This window comes from Pseudomonas sp. AC172, assembly GCF_979258595.1.
The window spans coordinates 3,535,183-3,554,645 of record NZ_OZ409868.1 but is presented as its reverse complement, the minus strand read 5'-3'; the positions used below and the strand labels follow the sequence as shown (position 1 = coordinate 3,554,645).

General features: G+C 59.3%; 17 protein-coding genes, 6 tRNA genes and 1 pseudogene. 17 read left to right on the top strand and 7 right to left on the bottom strand.

Features of this window, described 5'->3' with window-relative positions; all coding sequences use genetic code 11:
• Nucleotides 1-10: 10 nt before the first annotated feature.
• Together ACZ0A4_RS16010 and ACZ0A4_RS16005 are read left to right on the top strand one after the other, a co-directional pair.
• Nucleotides 11-1,168, top strand: a pseudogene (locus tag ACZ0A4_RS16010) (HAMP domain-containing protein); the annotation flags it as partial.
• Nucleotides 1,148-2,029 (top strand): methyl-accepting chemotaxis protein, encoded by an 882-nt coding sequence (locus ACZ0A4_RS16005; RefSeq protein ID WP_432767192.1) that lies wholly within the window; start codon nt 1,148-1,150, stop codon nt 2,027-2,029. The pseudogene ACZ0A4_RS16010 and the gene ACZ0A4_RS16005, both read left to right, overlap by 21 nt.
• Before the next feature lie 669 nt (nt 2,030-2,698).
• On the opposite strand, the gene ACZ0A4_RS16000 is transcribed toward ACZ0A4_RS16005, so the two are convergent.
• Complete coding sequence (locus ACZ0A4_RS16000; RefSeq protein ID WP_171057407.1) at nt 2,699-3,457, bottom strand: hypothetical protein; 759 nt, start codon at nt 3,455-3,457, stop codon at nt 2,699-2,701.
• A gap of 384 nt (nt 3,458-3,841) precedes the next feature.
• Here ACZ0A4_RS16000 and ACZ0A4_RS15995 point away from each other — a divergent pair.
• The 6 genes from ACZ0A4_RS15995 (at nt 3,842) to ACZ0A4_RS15970 (ending at nt 4,465) form a co-directional block, all read left to right on the top strand.
• Nucleotides 3,842-3,917, top strand: a tRNA-Glu gene (locus tag ACZ0A4_RS15995).
• Nucleotides 3,918-3,919: 2 nt separating this feature from the next.
• Nucleotides 3,920-3,995, top strand: a tRNA-Gly gene (locus ACZ0A4_RS15990).
• A 104-nt stretch (nt 3,996-4,099) separates the two neighbouring features.
• A tRNA-Glu gene (locus tag ACZ0A4_RS15985) sits at nt 4,100-4,175 on the top strand.
• A gap of 3 nt (nt 4,176-4,178) precedes the next feature.
• A tRNA-Gly gene (locus tag ACZ0A4_RS15980) sits at nt 4,179-4,254 on the top strand.
• A gap of 57 nt (nt 4,255-4,311) precedes the next feature.
• Nucleotides 4,312-4,387, top strand: a tRNA-Glu gene (locus ACZ0A4_RS15975).
• A gap of 2 nt (nt 4,388-4,389) precedes the next feature.
• A tRNA-Gly gene (locus ACZ0A4_RS15970) sits at nt 4,390-4,465 on the top strand.
• Nucleotides 4,466-4,591: 126 nt separating this feature from the next.
• Here ACZ0A4_RS15970 and ACZ0A4_RS15965 read toward each other — a convergent pair.
• The 3 genes from ACZ0A4_RS15965 to ACZ0A4_RS15955 form a co-directional block, all read right to left on the bottom strand.
• Nucleotides 4,592-5,230, bottom strand: a complete 639-nt coding sequence (locus tag ACZ0A4_RS15965) for a LysE family translocator (RefSeq protein WP_141126990.1) — start codon at nt 5,228-5,230, stop codon at nt 4,592-4,594.
• A 1-nt stretch (nt 5,231) separates the two neighbouring features.
• Nucleotides 5,232-6,002 (bottom strand): 2OG-Fe(II) oxygenase, encoded by a 771-nt coding sequence (locus tag ACZ0A4_RS15960; RefSeq protein ID WP_007908184.1) that lies wholly within the window; start codon nt 6,000-6,002, stop codon nt 5,232-5,234.
• An 88-nt stretch (nt 6,003-6,090) separates the two neighbouring features.
• Nucleotides 6,091-6,717 carry an alanyl-tRNA editing protein gene (locus ACZ0A4_RS15955; protein ID WP_463575532.1) on the bottom strand — a complete coding sequence of 209 codons (627 nt, stop codon included), beginning with the start codon at nt 6,715-6,717 and terminating at the stop codon, nt 6,091-6,093.
• Between the two features lie 90 nt (nt 6,718-6,807).
• Between ACZ0A4_RS15955 and ACZ0A4_RS15950 the strand changes: the two genes are divergently transcribed.
• A complete protein-coding gene (locus tag ACZ0A4_RS15950) occupies nt 6,808-7,806 on the top strand; it encodes a LysR family transcriptional regulator (protein WP_463575531.1) in 999 nt (332 codons plus the stop codon).
• Between the two features lie 110 nt (nt 7,807-7,916).
• Here the strand turns inward: ACZ0A4_RS15950 and ACZ0A4_RS15945 are convergent, their stop codons facing one another.
• Both ACZ0A4_RS15945 and ACZ0A4_RS15940 read right to left on the bottom strand, forming a co-directional pair.
• Nucleotides 7,917-8,324 carry a PA2817 family protein gene (locus tag ACZ0A4_RS15945; RefSeq protein ID WP_039760212.1) on the bottom strand — a complete coding sequence of 136 codons (408 nt, stop codon included), beginning with the start codon at nt 8,322-8,324 and terminating at the stop codon, nt 7,917-7,919.
• Between the two features lie 74 nt (nt 8,325-8,398).
• Nucleotides 8,399-10,846, bottom strand: a complete 2,448-nt coding sequence (locus ACZ0A4_RS15940; protein ID WP_463575530.1) for an acyl-CoA dehydrogenase — start codon at nt 10,844-10,846, stop codon at nt 8,399-8,401.
• Nucleotides 10,847-11,094: 248 nt separating this feature from the next.
• Here ACZ0A4_RS15940 and ACZ0A4_RS15935 point away from each other — a divergent pair, with 248 nt between their 5' ends.
• From ACZ0A4_RS15935 to ACZ0A4_RS15920, 4 genes are all read left to right on the top strand, one after another.
• On the top strand, nt 11,095-11,754 hold the full coding sequence (locus ACZ0A4_RS15935; RefSeq protein WP_463575528.1) for a transglutaminase-like domain-containing protein: 660 nt from the start codon (nt 11,095-11,097) through the stop codon (nt 11,752-11,754).
• A 43-nt stretch (nt 11,755-11,797) separates the two neighbouring features.
• Nucleotides 11,798-12,421, top strand: a complete 624-nt coding sequence (locus ACZ0A4_RS15930) for a glutathione S-transferase family protein (protein ID WP_463575525.1) — start codon at nt 11,798-11,800, stop codon at nt 12,419-12,421.
• A gap of 133 nt (nt 12,422-12,554) precedes the next feature.
• Nucleotides 12,555-13,487 carry an ABC transporter ATP-binding protein gene (locus tag ACZ0A4_RS15925; RefSeq protein WP_463575523.1) on the top strand — a complete coding sequence of 311 codons (933 nt, stop codon included), beginning with the start codon at nt 12,555-12,557 and terminating at the stop codon, nt 13,485-13,487.
• Nucleotides 13,484-14,263, top strand: a complete 780-nt coding sequence (locus ACZ0A4_RS15920) for an ABC transporter permease (protein ID WP_008087860.1) — start codon at nt 13,484-13,486, stop codon at nt 14,261-14,263. The genes ACZ0A4_RS15925 and ACZ0A4_RS15920 overlap by 4 nt, the downstream gene beginning before the upstream one ends.
• 133 nt (nt 14,264-14,396) lie before the next feature.
• Here ACZ0A4_RS15920 and ACZ0A4_RS15915 read toward each other — a convergent pair whose 3' ends face one another.
• A complete protein-coding gene (locus ACZ0A4_RS15915) occupies nt 14,397-14,915 on the bottom strand; it encodes a DUF2062 domain-containing protein (protein ID WP_007908202.1) in 519 nt (172 codons plus the stop codon).
• Nucleotides 14,916-15,051: 136 nt separating this feature from the next.
• On the opposite strand from ACZ0A4_RS15915, the gene ACZ0A4_RS15910 reads away from it, so the two are divergent.
• The 4 genes from ACZ0A4_RS15910 to lpxK all read left to right on the top strand — a co-directional run bounded on the left by ACZ0A4_RS15910 (nt 15,052) and on the right by lpxK (nt 19,458).
• Nucleotides 15,052-17,286, top strand: coding sequence for a DNA internalization-related competence protein ComEC/Rec2 (locus ACZ0A4_RS15910; RefSeq protein ID WP_463575521.1), 2,235 nt, complete (start codon nt 15,052-15,054; stop codon nt 17,284-17,286).
• A gap of 101 nt (nt 17,287-17,387) precedes the next feature.
• Nucleotides 17,388-18,023, top strand: a complete 636-nt coding sequence (locus ACZ0A4_RS15905) for a MotA/TolQ/ExbB proton channel family protein (protein WP_007908216.1) — start codon at nt 17,388-17,390, stop codon at nt 18,021-18,023.
• Nucleotides 18,020-18,448 (top strand): ExbD/TolR family protein, encoded by a 429-nt coding sequence (locus ACZ0A4_RS15900; RefSeq protein ID WP_463575519.1) that lies wholly within the window; start codon nt 18,020-18,022, stop codon nt 18,446-18,448. Before ACZ0A4_RS15905 ends, ACZ0A4_RS15900 begins: the two co-directional genes overlap by 4 nt.
• Nucleotides 18,448-19,458: a tetraacyldisaccharide 4'-kinase gene (gene lpxK, locus ACZ0A4_RS15895; protein ID WP_463575518.1), complete on the top strand. Its 1,011-nt coding sequence runs from the start codon at nt 18,448-18,450 to the stop codon at nt 19,456-19,458. Before ACZ0A4_RS15900 ends, lpxK begins: the two co-directional genes overlap by 1 nt.
• The last annotated feature ends 5 nt before the right edge of the window (nt 19,459-19,463 follow it).

The window sequence follows — 19,463 nt, the reverse complement described above, 5'->3', positions numbered from 1 at the left end:
GTGCCGGTGGATGGCCGTTGCGACTCTTCGCTCTACTGACAATGGCAGGGGACTACGTGCAATGATTTCGGCCATGCAAGGACGTTTTGCCAACCTCGGTATGGCAAAAAAACTGGGTATCGGGTTTGTGCTGGTTTTGCTCCTCACCGCGCTGGTAGCGGCTATTGGCGTCTGGTCCCTGCAAACCATCAGTCAGCGTTTCGACGGGCTGAAACAGATGTCCTCGCTCAACAGTGGCCTGCTCAAGGTGCGCCTGCTCGAGCAGGAATATGCCTTGCGGGGCAATTCGAAGACGGCCGATGCCCTGCGTAAGGGCGTCGACGAACTGGTTGCTCTGGCTGATCAGCTAAAGGCGCAGTCGGCGGCGAATGTGCCGGTCATGAATGATGTGCAGCAGTCGCTGGGCGCCTATCGCAAGGCGTTTGATGAGTTTGTCTCGTTGACTCAGGCCAAGGACCTCGCGCTGGAAATGGCCAGTTGGTCGGTGTCCAGTGTGGCCAACAACCTTGATGTATTGCAGGCAGGGCTAGCCGATGATGGTGCCTATACCTTGAAGGACACCGAGGGTAAGGATGGGGCCCAGTTCATCGAGCAGGCCAGTCAGGTCAGTCAGGTTTCGCGATTGATGCTGCAAGCGATGAACGAAGCGCGGATTCGCCTCGATCAAAGCCGCAAGGGCGATGCCGACAGTGCCGGCAAGGGCAATATCGAACAGGCCGCACAAGCCCAGACGCAGGCAGAAGAACTGAAAGCCACGGTCAAGGACGAGGGTTATCTGACCGTGCTCACTGAAGTCTCCGGGCACATCGCCGGTTTTAACGACAAGCTGGCCGAGTACACCGGATTGCTCGCGCAGGAAAAAACTGTCTACGAACAATTGCACCAGCGTGCCGACCAAGTGGTCGAGCGGGTGAATCAGGCTTATGTCGCTGAAGACGGTGCGATGCAGGCGGAACTGACGAAAAACTCGCTGCTGATCATGGGTTCATCGGCGCTGGCGCTGTTGGTCGGATTGCTGGCTGCGTGGCTGATCACTCGACTGATCGTCGCGCCATTGCGCAGCGTGATTCAGGTCGCGCAGCAGATTGCTGCCGGCGACTTGAGTGCAACGGTGCAAGTGACCCGGCGCGACGAGATCGGTCAGTTGATGCTGGCGATGCAACAGATGGGCGCGGGTCTGAGCACCATCGTCAGTGGTTTGCAGGCGGGGATCGAGCAACTGGCCAGTTCGGCGCAATCGTTGTCGGCGGTCACCGAGCAGACCAACCTTGAGGTCAGCAGCCAAAAGGAAGAAACCGAGCAGGTCGCCACGGCGATGAACCAGATGACCGCTACCGTGCATGACGTTGCGCGCAATGCCGAAGAGGCGGCGCTGGCCGCGCAGACGGCGGATGACAAGGTCGAGAGTGGGCAGCAGGTAGTGCGCCAGAGCATGGCGCGCATCGAGCAGTTGGCTGATTCGGCGACGTCAGCCAGTTCCAGCATCGAAAGTCTCAGTGCGGAAATCCAGAATATCGGGACGGTGCTGGGGGTGATCAAGAGTGTCGCCGAACAGACCAATCTATTGGCGTTGAATGCGGCGATCGAGGCGGCGCGGGCCGGGGAGCAGGGCAGGGGCTTTGCGGTGGTGGCCGATGAGGTGCGTGCGCTGGCTCGGCGCACGCAACAATCGACTGAGGAAATTGAACGGCTGGTCAGTGCTTTGCGCTCGGCGGCGGATTCCTCGGTGCAGCAGATTCAGAGCAGCGGGGAGTTGGTGAAGCTGGCGGTGAGTGATGCGTTGCAGACCGAGAGTGCGCTGGGGAGTATTGCGGCAGCGGTGTCGTTGATTCAGCAGATGAATCAGCAGATTGCGGCGGCGGCGGAGGAGCAGAGTTCGGTGGCGGAGGAGATCAATCGCAGTGTGACGAGTATTCGTGCGAGTGCGGATCAGTCGTCGATCGCGATGCGCGGGAATGCGGCTTCAAGTGTTGAGCTGGCGCAGTTGGGGGGTGAGTTGCGCGGGATGGTTGGGCATTTTCGGCTTTGATGCTTTGGGCTTGGCGGCCTTTGGGCCGGCCATGCTCTTGGGGGTTTGGGTGTATATCCGTTGCTGCGGGTGTTGCCGCTGGCGTTTTCGCCCTTACGGCGAGTCCCTTTGGCAAACGCCCCAAAGGAACCAAAGGTCTGCGCCCTGACGTTCGGCCCGCTCGCTGGGGCTCGGGGTTCCTTCGTTCCGGGATCGATCCGGGGGCATCGTCTCCGGTTTGCTTCGCTGCACCTCCTCTCGATGTGTTCGACTTCGTCGAACGGTCGCTGCGCTCCCACCCCCGGATCAATCCCTCCACTCAGCCTGCCGACGGGCTTTCAGATCAAGATCAAGAGCTGCAGCCGAGCTAACGCTCATCCTGTTGAGTGGTGAAGAGCAAAAGCAGTTCGCGTTCTGTTATTGCTGTTCTGTGGGAGCGAGCTTGCTCGCGAAAGCGGCCTGACAGCCGACCAGTCTTCTGTCAGATGTACTCAATCCAATTGTAGGAGTGAGCCTGCTCGCGATCGCGGCCTGGCAGCCGATCAATCTCTGTCAGATGTACTCAATCCAATTGTGGGAGTGAGCCTGCTCGCGAAAGCGCTCTCACATTCACCGGGCGTCTATCGTGTTCACTCCCGCGAGCCCACAAAAAAGCCACCTCTCCGGTGGCTCTTCTTTCAACCTCTGCAATCAGTCGTAAATCACTTTCTTCTTCCAGTCGGCATCGGCCTCTACATCTTTCAGGCCGGCAGTCAGTTGGTTCTCTTCACCTTCAACCGGTGCAATCTTGTCCATGACTTGGGCGTTGGCGCGGGCCAGCAGTTTTTCCAGGTATTGCAGTTGTTCTGCGTAGATTTGCGGATCCTGCTGTTTACGCAGGTATTGCACGCCGCGTTCGAAGGCGAGGCGGGCCTGGCCGGGCTGGTTTTGTTGCAGGGACTGTTGGCCGAGGTTGTTGAAGAATTCGATGTGCAGCAAAACGAGAATATGGCGGACTTCGCGGATCCAGTGTTTGGCTTCGTTCGGTGGCAGGAAGCCGTCGTGGGCGGCGCGGGTGATCTGGCCGTGGAGGGCTTCGAGCAGGAAGCGTACGTCCTTGGCTTTGGCTTCGGTCAGGATCGGGGCCGGTGGGTTGTTGACCGGGATCGATTCGCCTTGGGCGACCAGGGCGCTCAGTTCGGTGATGCGCGCTTTGGTGGTGGCGCTGGTTTTTTCCAGGTTCAGCAGGCGCTGGCAGACGTTCAATTCCAGGCGGGTCAGCAGCAGCTTGAGGGCCGGGGTCATGAACTGGCCCGGGAAGGTCTCGGTCAGTTCGCCGCAACGGCGCAGGCGGTCGTTAAGCTCGACCTTGGTGCGGGCCTTCTCCAGTTTGTTGTTTTCCACCACATGGTTCATGTAGCCAATGGCGATCAGAATTGCGATCCCGGCTATGACTAGCAGGGTGATCATGAGTGGTGTCACCGGTAAGACCTCTTTATAGGGTTCGCATGCGAGTGTAGTGGCTGGGCATTTAACCGCCTAGCGCCGCTCGACGAGTTGGATCGGCAGGTTCAATCTGTATCGGCCGCACGCTGCTTATATGAATGCTGGCGCTGCGGGTGCAGATTGCCATCACTGTGCGGTGGACTATAACGTCTTGGCGAGTGGCAGAATATAGGCGTCAATCGTCGGGCGACGGAAAAGCCCGGTTGCCGCCGTAAAGCAGGTCGAAGTCATTGATTTAAATAAATTTATATCAAGGGGTTGACGACCTCTCAATCCATCCATAGAATGCGCGCCACTTGCAGCGTAAAGCACACAGCGAAGCGCGGCAGGGAGTGAATGTTGTAGTGTGTCCCCTTCGTCTAGTGGCCTAGGACACCGCCCTTTCACGGCGGTAACAGGGGTTCGAGTCCCCTAGGGGACGCCAATGCGGGAATAGCTCAGTTGGTAGAGCACGACCTTGCCAAGGTCGGGGTCGCGAGTTCGAGTCTCGTTTCCCGCTCCAATTTTAAACAGCAGTGCTTTCGAGCGGTGCTGAGTGAAACCAGAACCAAGTCTTCGGACAAGGATCTGGACACCGAAACACACACCATGTGTTCCGGGTAGCGTGTCCCCTTCGTCTAGTGGCCTAGGACACCGCCCTTTCACGGCGGTAACAGGGGTTCGAGTCCCCTAGGGGACGCCATTTGCGGGAATAGCTCAGTTGGTAGAGCACGACCTTGCCAAGGTCGGGGTCGCGAGTTCGAGTCTCGTTTCCCGCTCCAAATTCTAAAGACGCCGCTCAGTGAGCGGCGTTTTTATTAGTGAAAGTTGTAGCCTGTGTCCCCTTCGTCTAGTGGCCTAGGACACCGCCCTTTCACGGCGGTAACAGGGGTTCGAGTCCCCTAGGGGACGCCATTGCGGGAATAGCTCAGTTGGTAGAGCACGACCTTGCCAAGGTCGGGGTCGCGAGTTCGAGTCTCGTTTCCCGCTCCATATTCACAAAAACGCCGCTCAACAGAGCGGCGTTTTTGTATGCGCGATTTGTGGTCGTGTCATCAGGCATAAAGAAAAAGGTCCGCTGAGACGACTCGGCGGGCCTTTTTGCATTTTGGCGTCTGCTTACCAGGACAGCATCAAGCGACCGGCAAACAGAATCAGCACCACGCCCATCGTGCGTTCAAACCAATGGCCCATCCGCATGAACAGCAAGCGCACCCGATTGCTCGAGAAAAACAGCGCGACCACGACAAACCACAGCGCATTCACAAAGCACATCCACAGCCCGTAAAAGGCCTGGATTTGCAGAGGTGTTTCGGCGCTGATGATCGTGGTGAAGATTGCCAGGAAAAACAGCGTGGCCTTGGGGTTGGTCGCATTGGTCAGAAAACCGGTGCTGAAGGCTTTGAACAGCGTTTGCTCAACCAGCGGCTCTTCGCTGGTTTTCTCACCTTCAAGGGCTGACTTTGGCTTGCTGCGCAGCAGACTGACACCCAGATACAGGATGTAAGCACCGCCCACCACTTTGGCCACGGTCAACAACCACGGCGTGGTGTGCATCAGCGCACCGACGCCAAGCAACGTGTACAGCACGTGCACGGAAATCCCCGCGCCAATACCCAGCGCCGTGCAAATCCCCACCAGCCGGCCGAAGCGTACGCTTTGGCGAATAGTGACCGCGAAGTCGGGGCCGGGAGCAACCACGGCCAGAAAGTGAATGGTAGCCAGCGCCAGAAACTCGCCCAGATAATTCGAATACATCTCAGCTCCAGTAGGTCAGGGGTGAAGCATTGCCGCGATAGCCGACAAAAAAGGAAAGACTCAAGCGCGGATCGGCCACGCCCGGGGTCACCGAGTGCATGCGCCGCGAATTGAACATGATGAAATCGCCGGGTTGCGGCCTCACTTCGAGGGCAGGAGGGCCGAGCAACGCCGGTTCGATGCCATAACTGTCGCCACGCATTTCATCGAATTGATCCGGACTGATGTCGTCGTCCCACATCTGCAACGCGCCTCCCTCGGTCGGCATGTTCAGATAGACGTTGCAGGCGAACTGCGCTTCCAGGCTGCGGGCCTGGAAACTGTCCGGTGCGTCTTTGGCGAAGATGTCGTGATGGGCGAGGAAGCACACGCCGGGTTTCACTACTCGCGATAGGCCGACATACATTTTGCGGCCGTAGAGGTTTTCCAGGTGTGCGCCAGCCGGCCAGGACTCGTCGAGCATGCAGCGCAAGGTGTCGATCGGTGAGGAGTAGGGCGCGCAGCGATTGCGCAGTTCGGCGATGTTGCTGGTGGCGCGTTCGAAATAATCCTCGATCAGCAGCGGCTGGTTTTCCGCTTCGTAAAAAGCCATGCCGATGCGGCCGATACTGGGCGCGTTGATGTAACCCTCAAAGCCTGGAGCGAGAATCTTGTCGCCAATCTGAATGGCCAGTGGCTCAGGCAAAAAGCCTTTGACGCGAATGGCGAGGACTTCTTCGTTGGCCAGTTTTTTTATGCACGTCTCATCGAGACGCTCGACGTCTAGCATCATTTTTTTAGGTCCATCTATCGATAGTCAACGGAACCTGCGAATGCGGTTCCCCGGCGTCGGACGCTGCGTGAGGCAACGTCCGAAATGCTCAATCCACGTTGTAGTGGACGGACAACGTGCCCTTCTTCTGCGAAAGGGACGCGATCGTGACTGTGCCCAGATCCTTCAGGCTACGTACATGGGTGCCGCCGCAGCCGTAGGCGGGCAGTTCACCAAAACCGATTTCCCGCGCGCCTTCGCGCAGTGAGGTCAGGCGCGGCAGGTCGTGCTCGATCCACTGCTCGATACCGGTTTGAACGGTCTCGGCGTCGACTTCCTGGGCGGCATCGCCGGGTTTGAATTGCACACGACCTTCATCCGGCCAGTGATGTGCCTTGATCGGCATCCAGCCCAGCGCCTGAACAAAATGCCCGATCAGGTGGCCGGCTGAATGCATGCGCGTATTGAAACAGCGGCGCTGTTCGTCGATGCGGATGCAGGTCATACCGAGTGCCACTGGCCGATCGACAAAGTGAATGATCCGGTCCGGTTCCTGTACCACACGCAGTACCTGGCTTTCGCCGATCCAGCCGGTATCACACGGCTGGCCACCACCTTGCGGGTGGAACAGCGTGGCGCGCAAGACCACGGCGAATTCGTTCTCTTGGGGCGTGCAGTCGAGGACTTCCACATTGGCCTTGAGGTCATCACTATGGAAAAAGAGGCGAAGCGTCATATTCCATGCCCTTATTAAAGTTTCTGTTTTTATTATATGAATCGTGGAATAACGTGATAATCCGTTCAAACATCAAAGGACTTGTGCGCTGTGAGCATCAATCTGCCGCTACCGCTGCTCGGTGAAATGGCCATTTTCGTCAAGGTCGTGGAGACCGGCAGCTTCTCTGAAGCCGCTCGGCAATTGGGCTCATCGCCGTCAGCGGTGAGCCGCAGTATTTCGCGGCTGGAAAAAGCCTTGGCCACGCGGCTGCTGCAGCGCACCACGCGCAAGCTGCGTTTGAGTGACGGCGGTGAGGAGGTGTTCAAGCGTTGCCAGGAAATGGTCAGCGCGGCCAAATCGGTGATGGAAATCAGTGGCCAGTTCACTCACGAAGCGGAGGGTCTGGTGCGCGTCAGCGTGCCGAAAGCGGTGGGTCGCTTCGTGATCCATCCGCATATGCCTGAATTTCTGCGGCGTTATCCCAAGGTCGATGTCGAGTTGCTGCTGGAGGATCGTCAGGTCGATTTGATTGACGATCATGTCGATCTGGCGATTCGCATCACGGATCGACCACCGGCCGGGTTGGTGGGTCGGCAATTGCTGACCATCGATCATTTGCTCTGTGCCACGCCGCAATACCTGGCTGAGCACGGCACACCGACCCACCCCCATGATTTGCTCAATCACAGCTGTATTTATCTGGGTGAAACCCCCAGTGATGCGCGCTGGAAATTCAAGAAAGGCAGCAAGGCAGTGACAGTGGGTGTGCGTGGTCGCTATGCCGCCAATCACACGGGCGTGCGATTGGGCGCGGTGTTGCAGCACATCGGCATTGGCAGCCTGCCGTATTTCACTGCCCGTTACGCACTTGAGCAGAAGTTGATTGTGCAGGTGCTGCCGGACTGGACCTTCCTCGCGTCCTACCATGGCGGACTGTGGTTGCTGCATTCGCCGACGCGCTATCTGCCTCCCAAGTTGCGGGTGTTTATCGACTATCTGGTGGAGTGTCTGCAGAAAGAGCCGACCTTGAGCAAGCCGGGTAAGTCAGGTGGTGTGAGTAACACTGCGATGGCGTATGAATTGCCCGAAAGCGAGGGGTTGCTGTAACGCAGAAGCAAAAGATCGCAGCCTTCGGCAGCTCCTACAGGGGATTGCGTGAGTCCACTGCAGGAGCTGCCGAAGGCTGCGATCTTTTGACCTTCAACCAAACAGTTAAATCAGTGCTTGCTGTCCTGAGCGGACATCGCCAGCAGCTGTTTCTCCTGATTCCAGTCGAACGGTTCGTCGTTCTGTTCAGCTTCGTAACGGCGTTCTTCCAACGCCTGATACAGGTCGATCTCTTCATCGGACAGGTAGTGCAGGCAGTCACCGGCGAAGAACCACAGCAGATCGCGCGGGATCAGGTGGGCGATTTGCGGGTAACGGGAAATCACTTGAGTCAGGATGTCCTGGCCCAGGTACTGGCTTTCGATCGGATCGATCGGCAGCGATGCCAGCAGTTCGTCGAAGCGCTCCAGGAACAGGGCATGGCTTTCTTCGGGAACCTGTTCGGCCTCACCTACGGCGACCAGGATACTGCGCAGGTGGTCGAGCAAAACAAGATGATCGGCAACGACGTTGGACACGAGATAAGTCCTCAAGAGCAAAACGGGCGCGGGAGTATAAAGCTCCTGCGCCCTCTTGGACATGGTTGTCAGGATCAGCGGACTTTGCCCTCTGCCTGTTTCAACTCCTCTTTGTCGAAATCATCGACGTCAATCACCTTGCGTCGCGCCGCTTCGGCATCCCGCAGGCTTTGTGCTTCCACCGGTTGCAACACCCCGGCCTCCAGCGCCGCATCGATCGCGTGTTCGCCCGCGACCGGTTTGACCTGACCGCTTTTCAGCGAGGTGTGCAGTTTTTTGTGCAACGGCTGCGCGGCGTTCAGCAAATCGCTGGCATGTTGCAATGCCCCGACCGCATCGTCTGCCGACTGCGGGCGATAGCAACCTGCAAGCAGTTCTTCCAGCGCCGGATCGCCCTTGGCGCGACCAATGACACCAGCCACTTCGGCACCGAGTTTGTCCGACGGGCCTTTGTGACGACGGCCGAACGGGAAGACGATAGCGCGCAACAGACAGCCAAACACTTTGTTCGGGAAGTTGCGCAGCAACTCATCCAGTGCCCGTTCCGACTGGCCGAGGCTTTCTTCCATCGCCCAGCGGAACAGCGGCTCCATGTACGCCGGCGAATCCAGATCGTGATAGCGCTTGAGCGCGGCCGAGGCCAGATACAGGTTGCTCAGCACATCACCCAAGCGTGCCGACAGACGTTCACGACGCTTCAGTTCGCCGCCCAGCAACATCATGCTGAAGTCGGCGAGCATGGCAAATGCCGCTGCCTGGCGATTGAGTGCACGGAAGTAGCCTTGGCTGATCTTGTCGCCCGGCGCGTGTTCGAAGTGGCCGAAGCCAAGGTTCAACACCAGCGTGCTGGCGGCATTGCTGACGGCGAAACCGATGTGTTTGAGCAGCAGGCCGTCGAACTCTTTCAGCGCCTGATCCTTGTCCTCGCGACCGGCGAGGGCCATTTCCTTCAGTACGAACGGATGGCAGCGAATCGCGCCCTGACCGAAGATCATCAGGTTGCGCGAGAGGATGTTCGCGCCTTCCACGGTAATGAAGATCGGCGCACCGTTCCAGCTGCGTCCGAGGTAGTTGTTTGGTCCCATGATGATCGCTTTGCCGCCGTGCACATCCATGGCGTGGCTGATGCACTCGCGGCCGCGTTCGGTGAGGTGGTACTTGAGGATCGCCGACAGCACCGACGGTTTCTCGCCCAGATCCACCGCGTTGGCGGTGAGCATCCGCGCCGCGTCCATCATCCACGCGTTGCCGCCGATGCGTGCCATCGCTTCCTGAATACCTTCGAACGCCGATAGCGGCACGTTGAATTGCTCACGAATCTGCGCGTATTGGCCGGTGACCAGACTGGTGAATTTGGCCGCGCCGGTACCGACGGCTGGCAACGAGATCGAACGGCCGACCGAGAGGCAGTTCATCAGCATCATCCAGCCCTTGCCAAGCATTTCCTGACCACCGATAAGGAAGTCGAGCGGAATGAACACATCCTTGCCGGAGTTCGGGCCGTTCATGAACGCCGCGCCCAGTGGCAGATGACGGCGACCGATTTCCACGCCGGCGGTATCGGTCGGAATCAGCGCCAGGCTGATACCGAGGTCTTCCTTGTCACCCAGCAGATGCTCCGGGTCGTACGCTTTGAATGCCAGACCGAGCAGCGTCGCCACGGGGCCGAGGGTGATGTAACGCTTTTCCCAGTTCAGGCGCAGGCCGACAACTTCCTGACCCTCCCACTGACCTTTGCAGATGATCCCGGTGTCGGGCATCGCACCGGCATCGGAACCCGCGAGCGGACCGGTGAGGGCGAAGCACGGGATGTCATCGCCACGGGCCAGACGTGGCAGGTAGTGATTGCGTTGCTCGTCAGTGCCGTAATGCAGCAGCAGTTCGGCCGGGCCGAGGGAGTTGGGCACCATGACGGTGGAGGCGAGGTCACCGCTACGGGTGGCCAGTTTCATTGCCACTTGCGAGTGCGCGTAGGCCGAGAAGCCTTTGCCGCCAAATTCTTTCGGAATGATCAGGGCGAAGAAACCGTGTTCCTTGATGTGCGTCCAGGCTTGCGGTGGCAGATCCATCGACTGGCCGATCTGCCAGTCCGTGACCATCGCGCAAAGCTCCTCGGTCGGGCCGTCGATGAACGCTTGTTCTTCTTCGCTCAATTGCGCCTTGGGATAGGCCAGCAGTTTGTCCCAGTCCGGACGGCCGCTGAACAGTTCGCCATCCCACCACACGGTGCCGGCGTCGATCGCGTCGCGTTCGGTCTGCGACATGGGCGGCAGGGTTTTCTGGAACCAGTTGAACAGCGGCGCCGTGAAATGTTTGCGGCGCAGGTCGGGCAGCAACAAAGGCGCGGCAACCACCGCCAGCGCGACCCAGAACACCAGCAGCAGCCAGCCCGGTGCGTGACTGAAAATACCCATCGCCAGCAAGTAGACGGCAACAATGCCCAAGGCCGGCAGAGGGGAAATACGTCGGTGGGCGAGATACGCCACGCCAACGATCAAAACCAGTATCCACAACAACAGCATATTCAGTCCTCCGTGAACCAAGGCAAATCGACCCTCCAGAGCTTAGACGGCATCTGTAAAACCGGGTGGTCAGACCAAGGTGATTGAAATCGTGGGAAACCCCGGATGGTTTTCGTAGGTTCGGTGGGCAACACGTGTGGGAAATCGTTCGCTGATCCCGCGTCTTTGCGTCCAAGTTTGGCCGAAACGTCGTTATCTCTGTGCTGAAGCTGTCGCTAGACTCGGGGCTCACCCAGGAGATTGTCGTCATGCACGAGTATCTGAGTCCCGGCCGCTTCATCGATAGTGACCACCCGGCAGTGGTGGAGTTCGCGGAACAACATCGGGGCGCCAGCCGCGAGCCGCTCGAGCAGGCGATCAGTCTTTATTACGCCGTGCGTGAGGCGGTGCGCTACAACCCCTACACCTTCAGTCGTGATCCACAGACCTTGCGTGGCAGTTATGCACTGGCGACGGGGGAGAGTTATTGCGTACCGAAAGCCACGCTGCTGGCGGGCTGCGCTCGGCATTGCGGAATCGCGGCGCGGATCGGGCTGGCCGACGTGAAAAATCACTTGTCGACGCCGCGCCTGCTTGAACTGTTGAAAAGCGACATGTTCGCCATGCACGGTTACACCGAGCTGTTCCTCAATGGACGCTGGGTCAAGGCCACGCCGGCGTTCAATCAGAAGCTTTGCGAGCTGTTCAACGTCGCGCCGCTGGAATTCGACGGCATCAACGACAGCGTTTTTCACCCGTTCAACCGTGACGGTGCGCAATTGATGGAGTATCTGGTCGACCATGGCCAATTCGCCGATGTCCCGGAAACGTTCTTCTTCGAACATCTGCAAAAGTGCTATCCGCATCTGTTCACTGATCTGCAGCCGCAACTGCTGGGCGATATGCAGAGTGATTTGAGCCGTACCTGATCCGGCGTATGCTGCCTGCCCACTCATTTGAAAAGAGGCGGTCATGCTGAAGATCTGGGGACGGAAAAACTCATCGAATGTCAGGAAGCCGTTGTGGGCTGCTGAAGAGCTCGGACTGGCCTACGAGGCGATTGATGCTGGCGGCGCATTCGGCGTTGTCGATACACCCGAGTACCGAGCGATGAACCCGAACGGCCGGGTGCCGGTGATCGAAGACGACGGTTTCGTGTTGTGGGAATCCAACGCCATCGTCCGCTATCTGCTGGCCAGACATGCGCCCGACAGCCACTGGTATTCGGCGGATCCGCGAGCCCGCGCCGTCGCTGACAAGTGGATGGACTGGACCACGTCGAGTTTTGCCGGTCCGTTCCGCACGGTGTTCTGGGGCGTTCTGCGCACGCCGGCGGACAAGCGGGACTGGGCTGCGATCAATGCCGCGATCAAGGAATGCAATGAGCTGCTGAGCATGGCGGACCAAGCCTTGGCCAGCCAGCCGTATCTCTCCGGACAAGACATCGGCATGGGCGATATACCGCTGGGCAGTTTCATTTATGCCTGGTTCGAGATGCCCATCGAACGCGCGCCACAAGCGCATCTGCAAGCCTGGTATGAGCGCCTGAAACAGCGTCCGGCGTACAAAAAAGCCGTTATGACCGCGTTGACTTAATACCTACTATCGACACACTTGACTGTACTTGTGCGGCGGCGGCAAGCACCATTGCGCTCTAGTGCTGCGGTTGTATCCCTCGCCGCCCGCCCTTATTTATCCCTTTCTTCCCTTCTTGGTGCGTAAATCAGATATGAGTTCCGCTCTGTCCATCCGGCAGCTAACCAAAACCTACGGCAACGGGTTCCAGGCCTTGAGTGGTATCGATCTGGACGTCGCCGAAGGTGACTTTTTCGCCTTGCTCGGCCCCAACGGTGCCGGCAAATCCACGACCATCGGCATTCTCTCGACCCTGGTGAACAAGACCAGCGGCACGGTGAATATCTTCGGCCATGACCTGGACAAAAATCCTGCGCAGCTCAAGCGCTCGATCGGCGTGGTGCCCCAGGAATTCAACTTCAACCAGTTTGAAAAGACCTTCGACATCGTCGTGACCCAGGCCGGTTACTACGGCATTCCGGCGAAGATCGCCAAGGAGCGCGCCGAGCAGTACCTGACCCAGCTGGGCCTGTGGGACAAGCGTGATGTGCCGTCGCGTTCGCTATCCGGCGGCATGAAGCGCCGTCTGATGATTGCCCGTGCGCTGGTGCATGAGCCGCGTCTGCTGATCCTCGATGAACCGACCGCAGGCGTCGACATCGAACTGCGCCGGTCGATGTGGACGTTCCTCACCGAACTGAACCAGAAAGGCATCACCATCATTCTCACCACGCACTATCTGGAAGAGGCCGAGCAGCTGTGCCGCAACATCGGCATCATCGACCACGGCACCATCGTCGAGAACACCAGCATGAAACAATTGCTGGGCCAGTTGCACGTGGAAACCTTCTTGCTGGACCTGAAAAACGACTTGCACGCCACGCCGCAATTGCTCGGCTACCCCGCCCGGTTGATCGACGGTCACACCCTGGAAGTCCAGGTCGACAAATCCATGGGCATCACGGCGTTGTTCACCCAGTTGGCACAGCAGAACATCGAAGTGCTGAGTCTGCGTAACAAAACCAATCGCCTCGAGGAGCTGTTCGTGTCCCTGGTGGAGAAAAATCTGTCGAAGGTGGCGGTATGAGTTCCGAATTCCGTCCCAACCTCGTCGCCCTGCAGACCATTGTTTACCGTGAGGTCAAACGCTTCACGCGGATTTGGCCGCAAACGCTGCTGCCGCCGGCAATCACCATGGTTCTGTATTTTGTGATCTTCGGTAACCTGATCGGTCGGCAGATCGGTGATATGGGTGGCTTCACTTACATGGAGTACATCGTACCGGGGCTGATCATGATGTCGGTGATCACCAACTCCTACGGCAACGTGGTCTCGAGTTTCTTCGGCAGCAAGTTCCAGCGTTCCATCGAAGAGCTGATGGTGTCGCCGGTTTCGCCGCACACGATTCTGATTGGCTTCACCATTGGTGGCGTATTGCGTGGCCTGATGGTCGGCGTGATCGTGACGATCCTGTCGCTGTTCTTCACCCATCTGCAGGTGCATCACCTCGGGGTGACCATTCTGGTGGTGGTGCTGACGGCGACGATCTTTTCGCTGCTGGGCTTCATCAACGCGGTGTTTGCGCGCAACTTCGATGATATTTCGATCATTCCGACGTTTGTGCTGACGCCGCTGACGTACCTGGGTGGGGTGTTCTACTCGATCACCTTGCTGCCGCCGTTCTGGCAGACCGTGTCGCTGGCCAACCCGGTGTTGCACATGGTCAACGCCTTCCGTTACGGCATTCTCGGTGTCTCGGATATCAAGATCGGCATTGCGATCACCTTTATGCTGGTGGCGACGGTGGTGTTGTATCTCGGTTGCGCACGGTTGCTGGTGAGTGGGCGCGGGATGCGTACCTGACTTAGGACCGAGTCGACTGCTTCGCGAGCAGGGGATCTCCGGCACAGCAAAGATCCAGTGTGGGAGCGAGCCTGCTCGCGAATGCAGACGCCACAAAACGAAACGGCCTCCCACTGCGGAGGCCGTTTTGCATTCAGCGCATGCGGCTTTTCTTGCGCCGCGCCCATTGCCGCGCGACCCACCAGCGCCAGTACATCATCACCAGGCAATAGGCGAGGGCACCGAGCACCAGTCCTACCACCACCGAACCGAGCAAAAATGGTTGCCACAGCGTCGACAACTCGCCGCTGATCCACTCCCAGGTCAGTTCATCCGGCAGATGCCGGGCGGGCACGTCCATCAAAAACGCCCCGGCCTGATAAGTGCAAAAGAACACCGCTGGCATGGTGATCGGATTGGTCAGCCACACCAGACTGACCGCAATCGGCATGTTCCCCCGCACCATGACGGCAAGGGCGGCGGCCACCAGCATCTGCGCCGGAATCGGCAGGAATGCGGCGAACAGGCCGACCGCCATCGCCCGCGCGACCGAGTGGCGATTGAGGTGCCAGAGGTTCGGGTCATGCAGCAACTTGCCGAGAAAGCGTAAGGATTTGTGTTCCCTGATGCTCGTCGGGTCGGGCATGTAACGTTTGAATAAGCGCCGGGGCATAAGGCTTCTCGGTCGGTTAAGGCGGCAAGTATGTCTGGATTCTACGAAGCGCCCATTCAGACTTTGTGACAATTGTTGACGACGTCCGTGCCCGACACCCGCTATGCCTAAGTACGGGACTCTCAAGGACGGGCTTATGCGCACAGGGATGATGGCGCTGGCAGTCGGTCTGCTGGCCCCGGTTTTTATGCCGGCATTACCGCCGGTCTGGTTGATGCTGTTGCTGCCGGTGGCGGCTTTGATGTTGCTGCCGTTTCGCAGCTATCCGTTAGCGTTTTTGCTGTTTGGTTTCACGTGGGCCAGCGTCGGTGCGCAATGGGCGTTGAATGATCGTTTGCCGACTGAACTGGATGGCGAAACCCGCTGGCTCGAGGGACGGGTGGTCGGGTTGCCGCAAAACAGCGACGGCGTGGTGCGTTTCGAGTTGGCTGATGCGCGCTCCCGTCACGAAAAACTGCCATCGCTGATGCGGCTCGCGTGGTACGCCGGGCCTCCGGTGAACAGCGGCGAGCGCTGGCGTTTGGCGGTGAAGTTGAAGCGTCCCGGTGGATTACGCAATCCCGAAGCCTTCGACTATGAGGCGTGGCTGCTGGCGCAACGCATCGGAGCGACGGGCACGATCAAGGACGGCCAGCGCCTGAGCGAAGCACGCTGGGCCTGGCGCGACAGCATTCGTCAGCGCTTGCTGAGTGTGGATGCGCAAGGACGAAATGGCGCACTGGCTGCCCTGGTATTGGGCGATGGCTCGGGGCTCAGTCGCGAGGACTGGCAGATTCTGCAGGACACCGGCACCGTGCATTTGCTGGTGATTTCCGGGCAGCACATTGGATTGCTGGCAGCGGTGATGTATTGGCTGGTTGCAGGGTTGGCGCGATTTGGCCTGTGGCCATTGCGTTGGCCTTGGCTGCCATGGGCCTGTGGGCTGGCGTTCGCGGCAGCGTTTGGTTATGGCCTGCTTGCCGGGTTCGATGTGCCGGTGCAGCGGGCCTGCGTGATGGTCGGGCTGGTGCTGTTGTGGCGGCTGCGCTTTCGTCATCTGGGGGCATGGTGGCCGTTGCTGCTGGCGTTCAATGGTGTGCTGTTGCTGGATCCGCTCGCCAGTTTGCGTCCAGGTTTTTGGCTCTCGTTTGCGGCGGTGGCGGTGCTGATCTTTACCTTTGGCGGTCGTTTGGGGGTGTGGCGCTGGTGGCAGACCTGGACACGGGCGCAATGGTTGATCGCGATCGGTTTATGCCCGGTGTTGCTGGCGCTGAACTTGCCGATCAGTCTTAGCGGGCCGCTGGCCAATTTGTTCGCTGTGCCCTGGGTCAGTCTTGTGGTGTTACCGCCGGCGCTACTAGGGACGGTGTTGTTGCCTGTCCCTTATGTTGGCGCAGGCCTGCTGTGGCTGGCCGGCGGTTTGATCGAGGTGTTGTTTCGCGCGCTGGCAATGATTGCCGGGCATTGGCCGGCGTGGATCGCACCCTCGATAACCACTTGGGTCTGGGCGATTGGCAGCCTCGGCGCCGTGTTGTTGCTGTTGCCGCGCGGAGTGCCCCTGCGGCCACTGGGCTGGCCACTGTTGTTGCTGCTGGCCATGCCACCCCGCGAGCGATTGGCCGAAGGCCTGGCTGATGTCTGGCAGCTCGATGTTGGCCAAGGCCTGGCAGTCCTGATCCGTACCCGCCATCACGCGTTGCTCTATGACGCGGGGCCACGCTTTGGCGATTTCGATCTCGGCGAGCGTGTGGTGTTGCCCGCGTTGCGCAAACTCAGCGTGGGAAACCTCGATCTGATGCTGCTCAGCCATGCAGACGCCGATCACGCGGGTGGTGCGCTGGCGATCATGCGCGGTTTGACCATTGCGCAAGTGATCAGCGGCGACCCGGCAGCACTGCCCGCGCAATTGGGCGCCGAAGCCTGCGAAAGCGGCCGGCAATGGCAGTGGGACGGCGTGCGTTTTGAGCTCTGGCAGTGGGCGGACGCTCACGACAGCAATCAGCGTTCGTGCGTGTTGCAGATCGAGGCGAATGGCGAGCGCCTGCTGCTGACCGGCGATATCGACACCCACGCCGAACGCGTGCTGATCGACAGTCCACTGGCCGTGCCGACGCAATGGCTGCAGTCGCCTCACCATGGCAGCCGCAGTTCATCGTCAATGGCGCTGCTCAACGTCTTGAAGCCTGAGTCCGTGCTGATCTCGCGAGGTCATGGCAATTCGTTTGGCCATCCACACCCGACCGTACTGGCGCGTTATCGCAAACTGGGCCTGCGCATTTACGACAGCGCCGAACAGGGTGCCATTCATCTGCAACTGGGCCGCTTCAAAGCGCCGTGGACGATGCGTCAACAGCGGCGTTTCTGGCGCGATACGCCTGTGCTCGCCCGTTGATCGGTGCCAGCATGGATGCCACATCACGGTCGTCGGGGCGGCGGGTCTTAATCGTCAATCGGTATGGTAAAGTGGCGCACTTTTTCGAGGGGACTGTCACTGTGTGGGAATTGGTCAAATCCGGCGGCTGGATGATGTTGCCGATCATTCTGAGTTCCATCGCGGCCATGGCGATCGTCGCCGAACGCCTGTGGACCCTGCGCGCCAGTCGCGTCACCCCCGAGCATCTGCTGGGCCAGGTCTGGGTCTGGATCAAGGACAAGCAGCTCAATAAAGAAAAGCTCAAGGAATTGCGCGCCAATTCGCCGCTGGGGGAAATCCTCGCCGCCGGTCTGGCCAACTCCAAGCATGGTCGCGAGATCATGAAAGAGTGCATTGAAGAGGCCGCCGCTCGGGTCATTCACGAGCTCGAGCGCTACGTTAACGCGCTGGGCACGATTGCCGCCATGTCGCCGTTGCTCGGTCTGCTGGGCACCGTGTTAGGCATGATCGACATTTTCAGCGCCTTCACTGGCTCAGGCATGACCACGAACGCCTCGGTATTGGCCGGTGGTATTTCCAAAGCGTTGATCACCACCGCGGCAGGCCTGATGGTCGGTATTCCGGCGGTGTTCTTCCACCGGTTTCTGCAACGCCGCATCGATGAACTGGTGGTGGGCATGGAGCAGGAAGCGATCAAACTGGTTGAAGTGGTGCAGGGCGACCGTGACGTCGATCTGGCCGAGGGCCGCGCGTGAAATTCCGTCGCAAGCCTCGGGAAACGATCGACATCAACCTCGCGTCGCTGATCGACGTGGTGTTCATTCTGCTGTTGTTTTTCGTCGTGACCACCACGTTTACTCGTGAAACCCAGTTGCGCGTCGACCTGCCGGAAGCGGTCAGCGGCTCGCCGGCTGAAGATCAGCAGCTCAAGCAGATCGACGTGGCCATCAGCGCCGAAGGCGTGTTTTCGGTGAACAACAAGATTCTGCCGAAGAGTGATCTGGCGACCCTGATGGAAGCCATGCAGAAAGAATCCAACGGCGACACCAACATGCCGTTGTCGATCAGTGCCGATGGCAAGACTCAGCATCAATCCGTGATCACCGCCATGGACGCGGCCGGCAAGCTCGGTTTCAGCCATCTGCGCATGACCACGGTCGAGGCGGCGCCCAAATCCTGATGAGCCTGTCCGATCGTTTGCTCGCCGCGTGGTATCAGGGGCACCCGGCCTTGACGCTGTTGCGACCTTTGGAAATGTTGTATCGCCGCGTAGTGATCAACAAGCGCCAGCGCTTTCTCGACGGTGAAGGCGAGATCTATCAGCCGCCGGTGCCGTTGATCGTGGTCGGCAATATCACTGTCGGTGGCACCGGCAAGACGCCGATGATTCTATGGCTGATCGAACATTGCCGGCGCAGTGGTTTGCGCGTCGGCGTGGTTAGCCGTGGCTACGGTGCCAAACCGCCGCAACTGCCATGGCGCGTTGAGGCGCAGCAAAGCGCTGACATTGCCGGTGACGAACCGTTGCTGATCGTCCAGCGCACCGGCGTGCCGCTGATGATCGACCCCGATCGCAGCGCCGCCGTCAAAGCCTTGCTCGCCAGCGAACCGCTGGATCTGATCCTCTCCGATGACGGCATGCAGCATTATCGTCTGGCGCGGGATCTGGAGCTGGTGCTGATCGACGCCGCTCGCGGCCTCGGTAATAAACGCTGCTTGCCGGCAGGGCCGTTGCGTGAGCCGATCGAACGTCTGCAAAGTGTCGACGGCGTTCTGTTCAATGGTGCCACAGCAGATCGCGACGACGGTTTCGCTTTTCGTCTACAACCCACCGCGCTGGTCAATCTGCGCAGTGGCGAGCGCAAGCCGCTCGATCATTTCCCCTCCGGCCAGGCCGTGCACGCCGTCGCCGGGATCGGCAATCCGCAACGTTTCTTCAATACCCTCGAAGCGCTAGACTGGCGGGCAGTCCCCCATGCGTTTGCCGATCACGCCGAATACAGCGTGCAGGTCTTGAATTTCACACCGTCATTGCCATTGGTGATGACTGAAAAGGACGCGGTGAAGTGCCGTGCCTTCGCTGCAGCCGACTGGTGGTATCTGGCGGTCGATGCCGTGCCGTCGCCGGCCTTCGTGGCCTGGTTCGACACACAGCTGATGCGCCTGTTGCCCGATCGGCTTTTGCCTTAACTCTT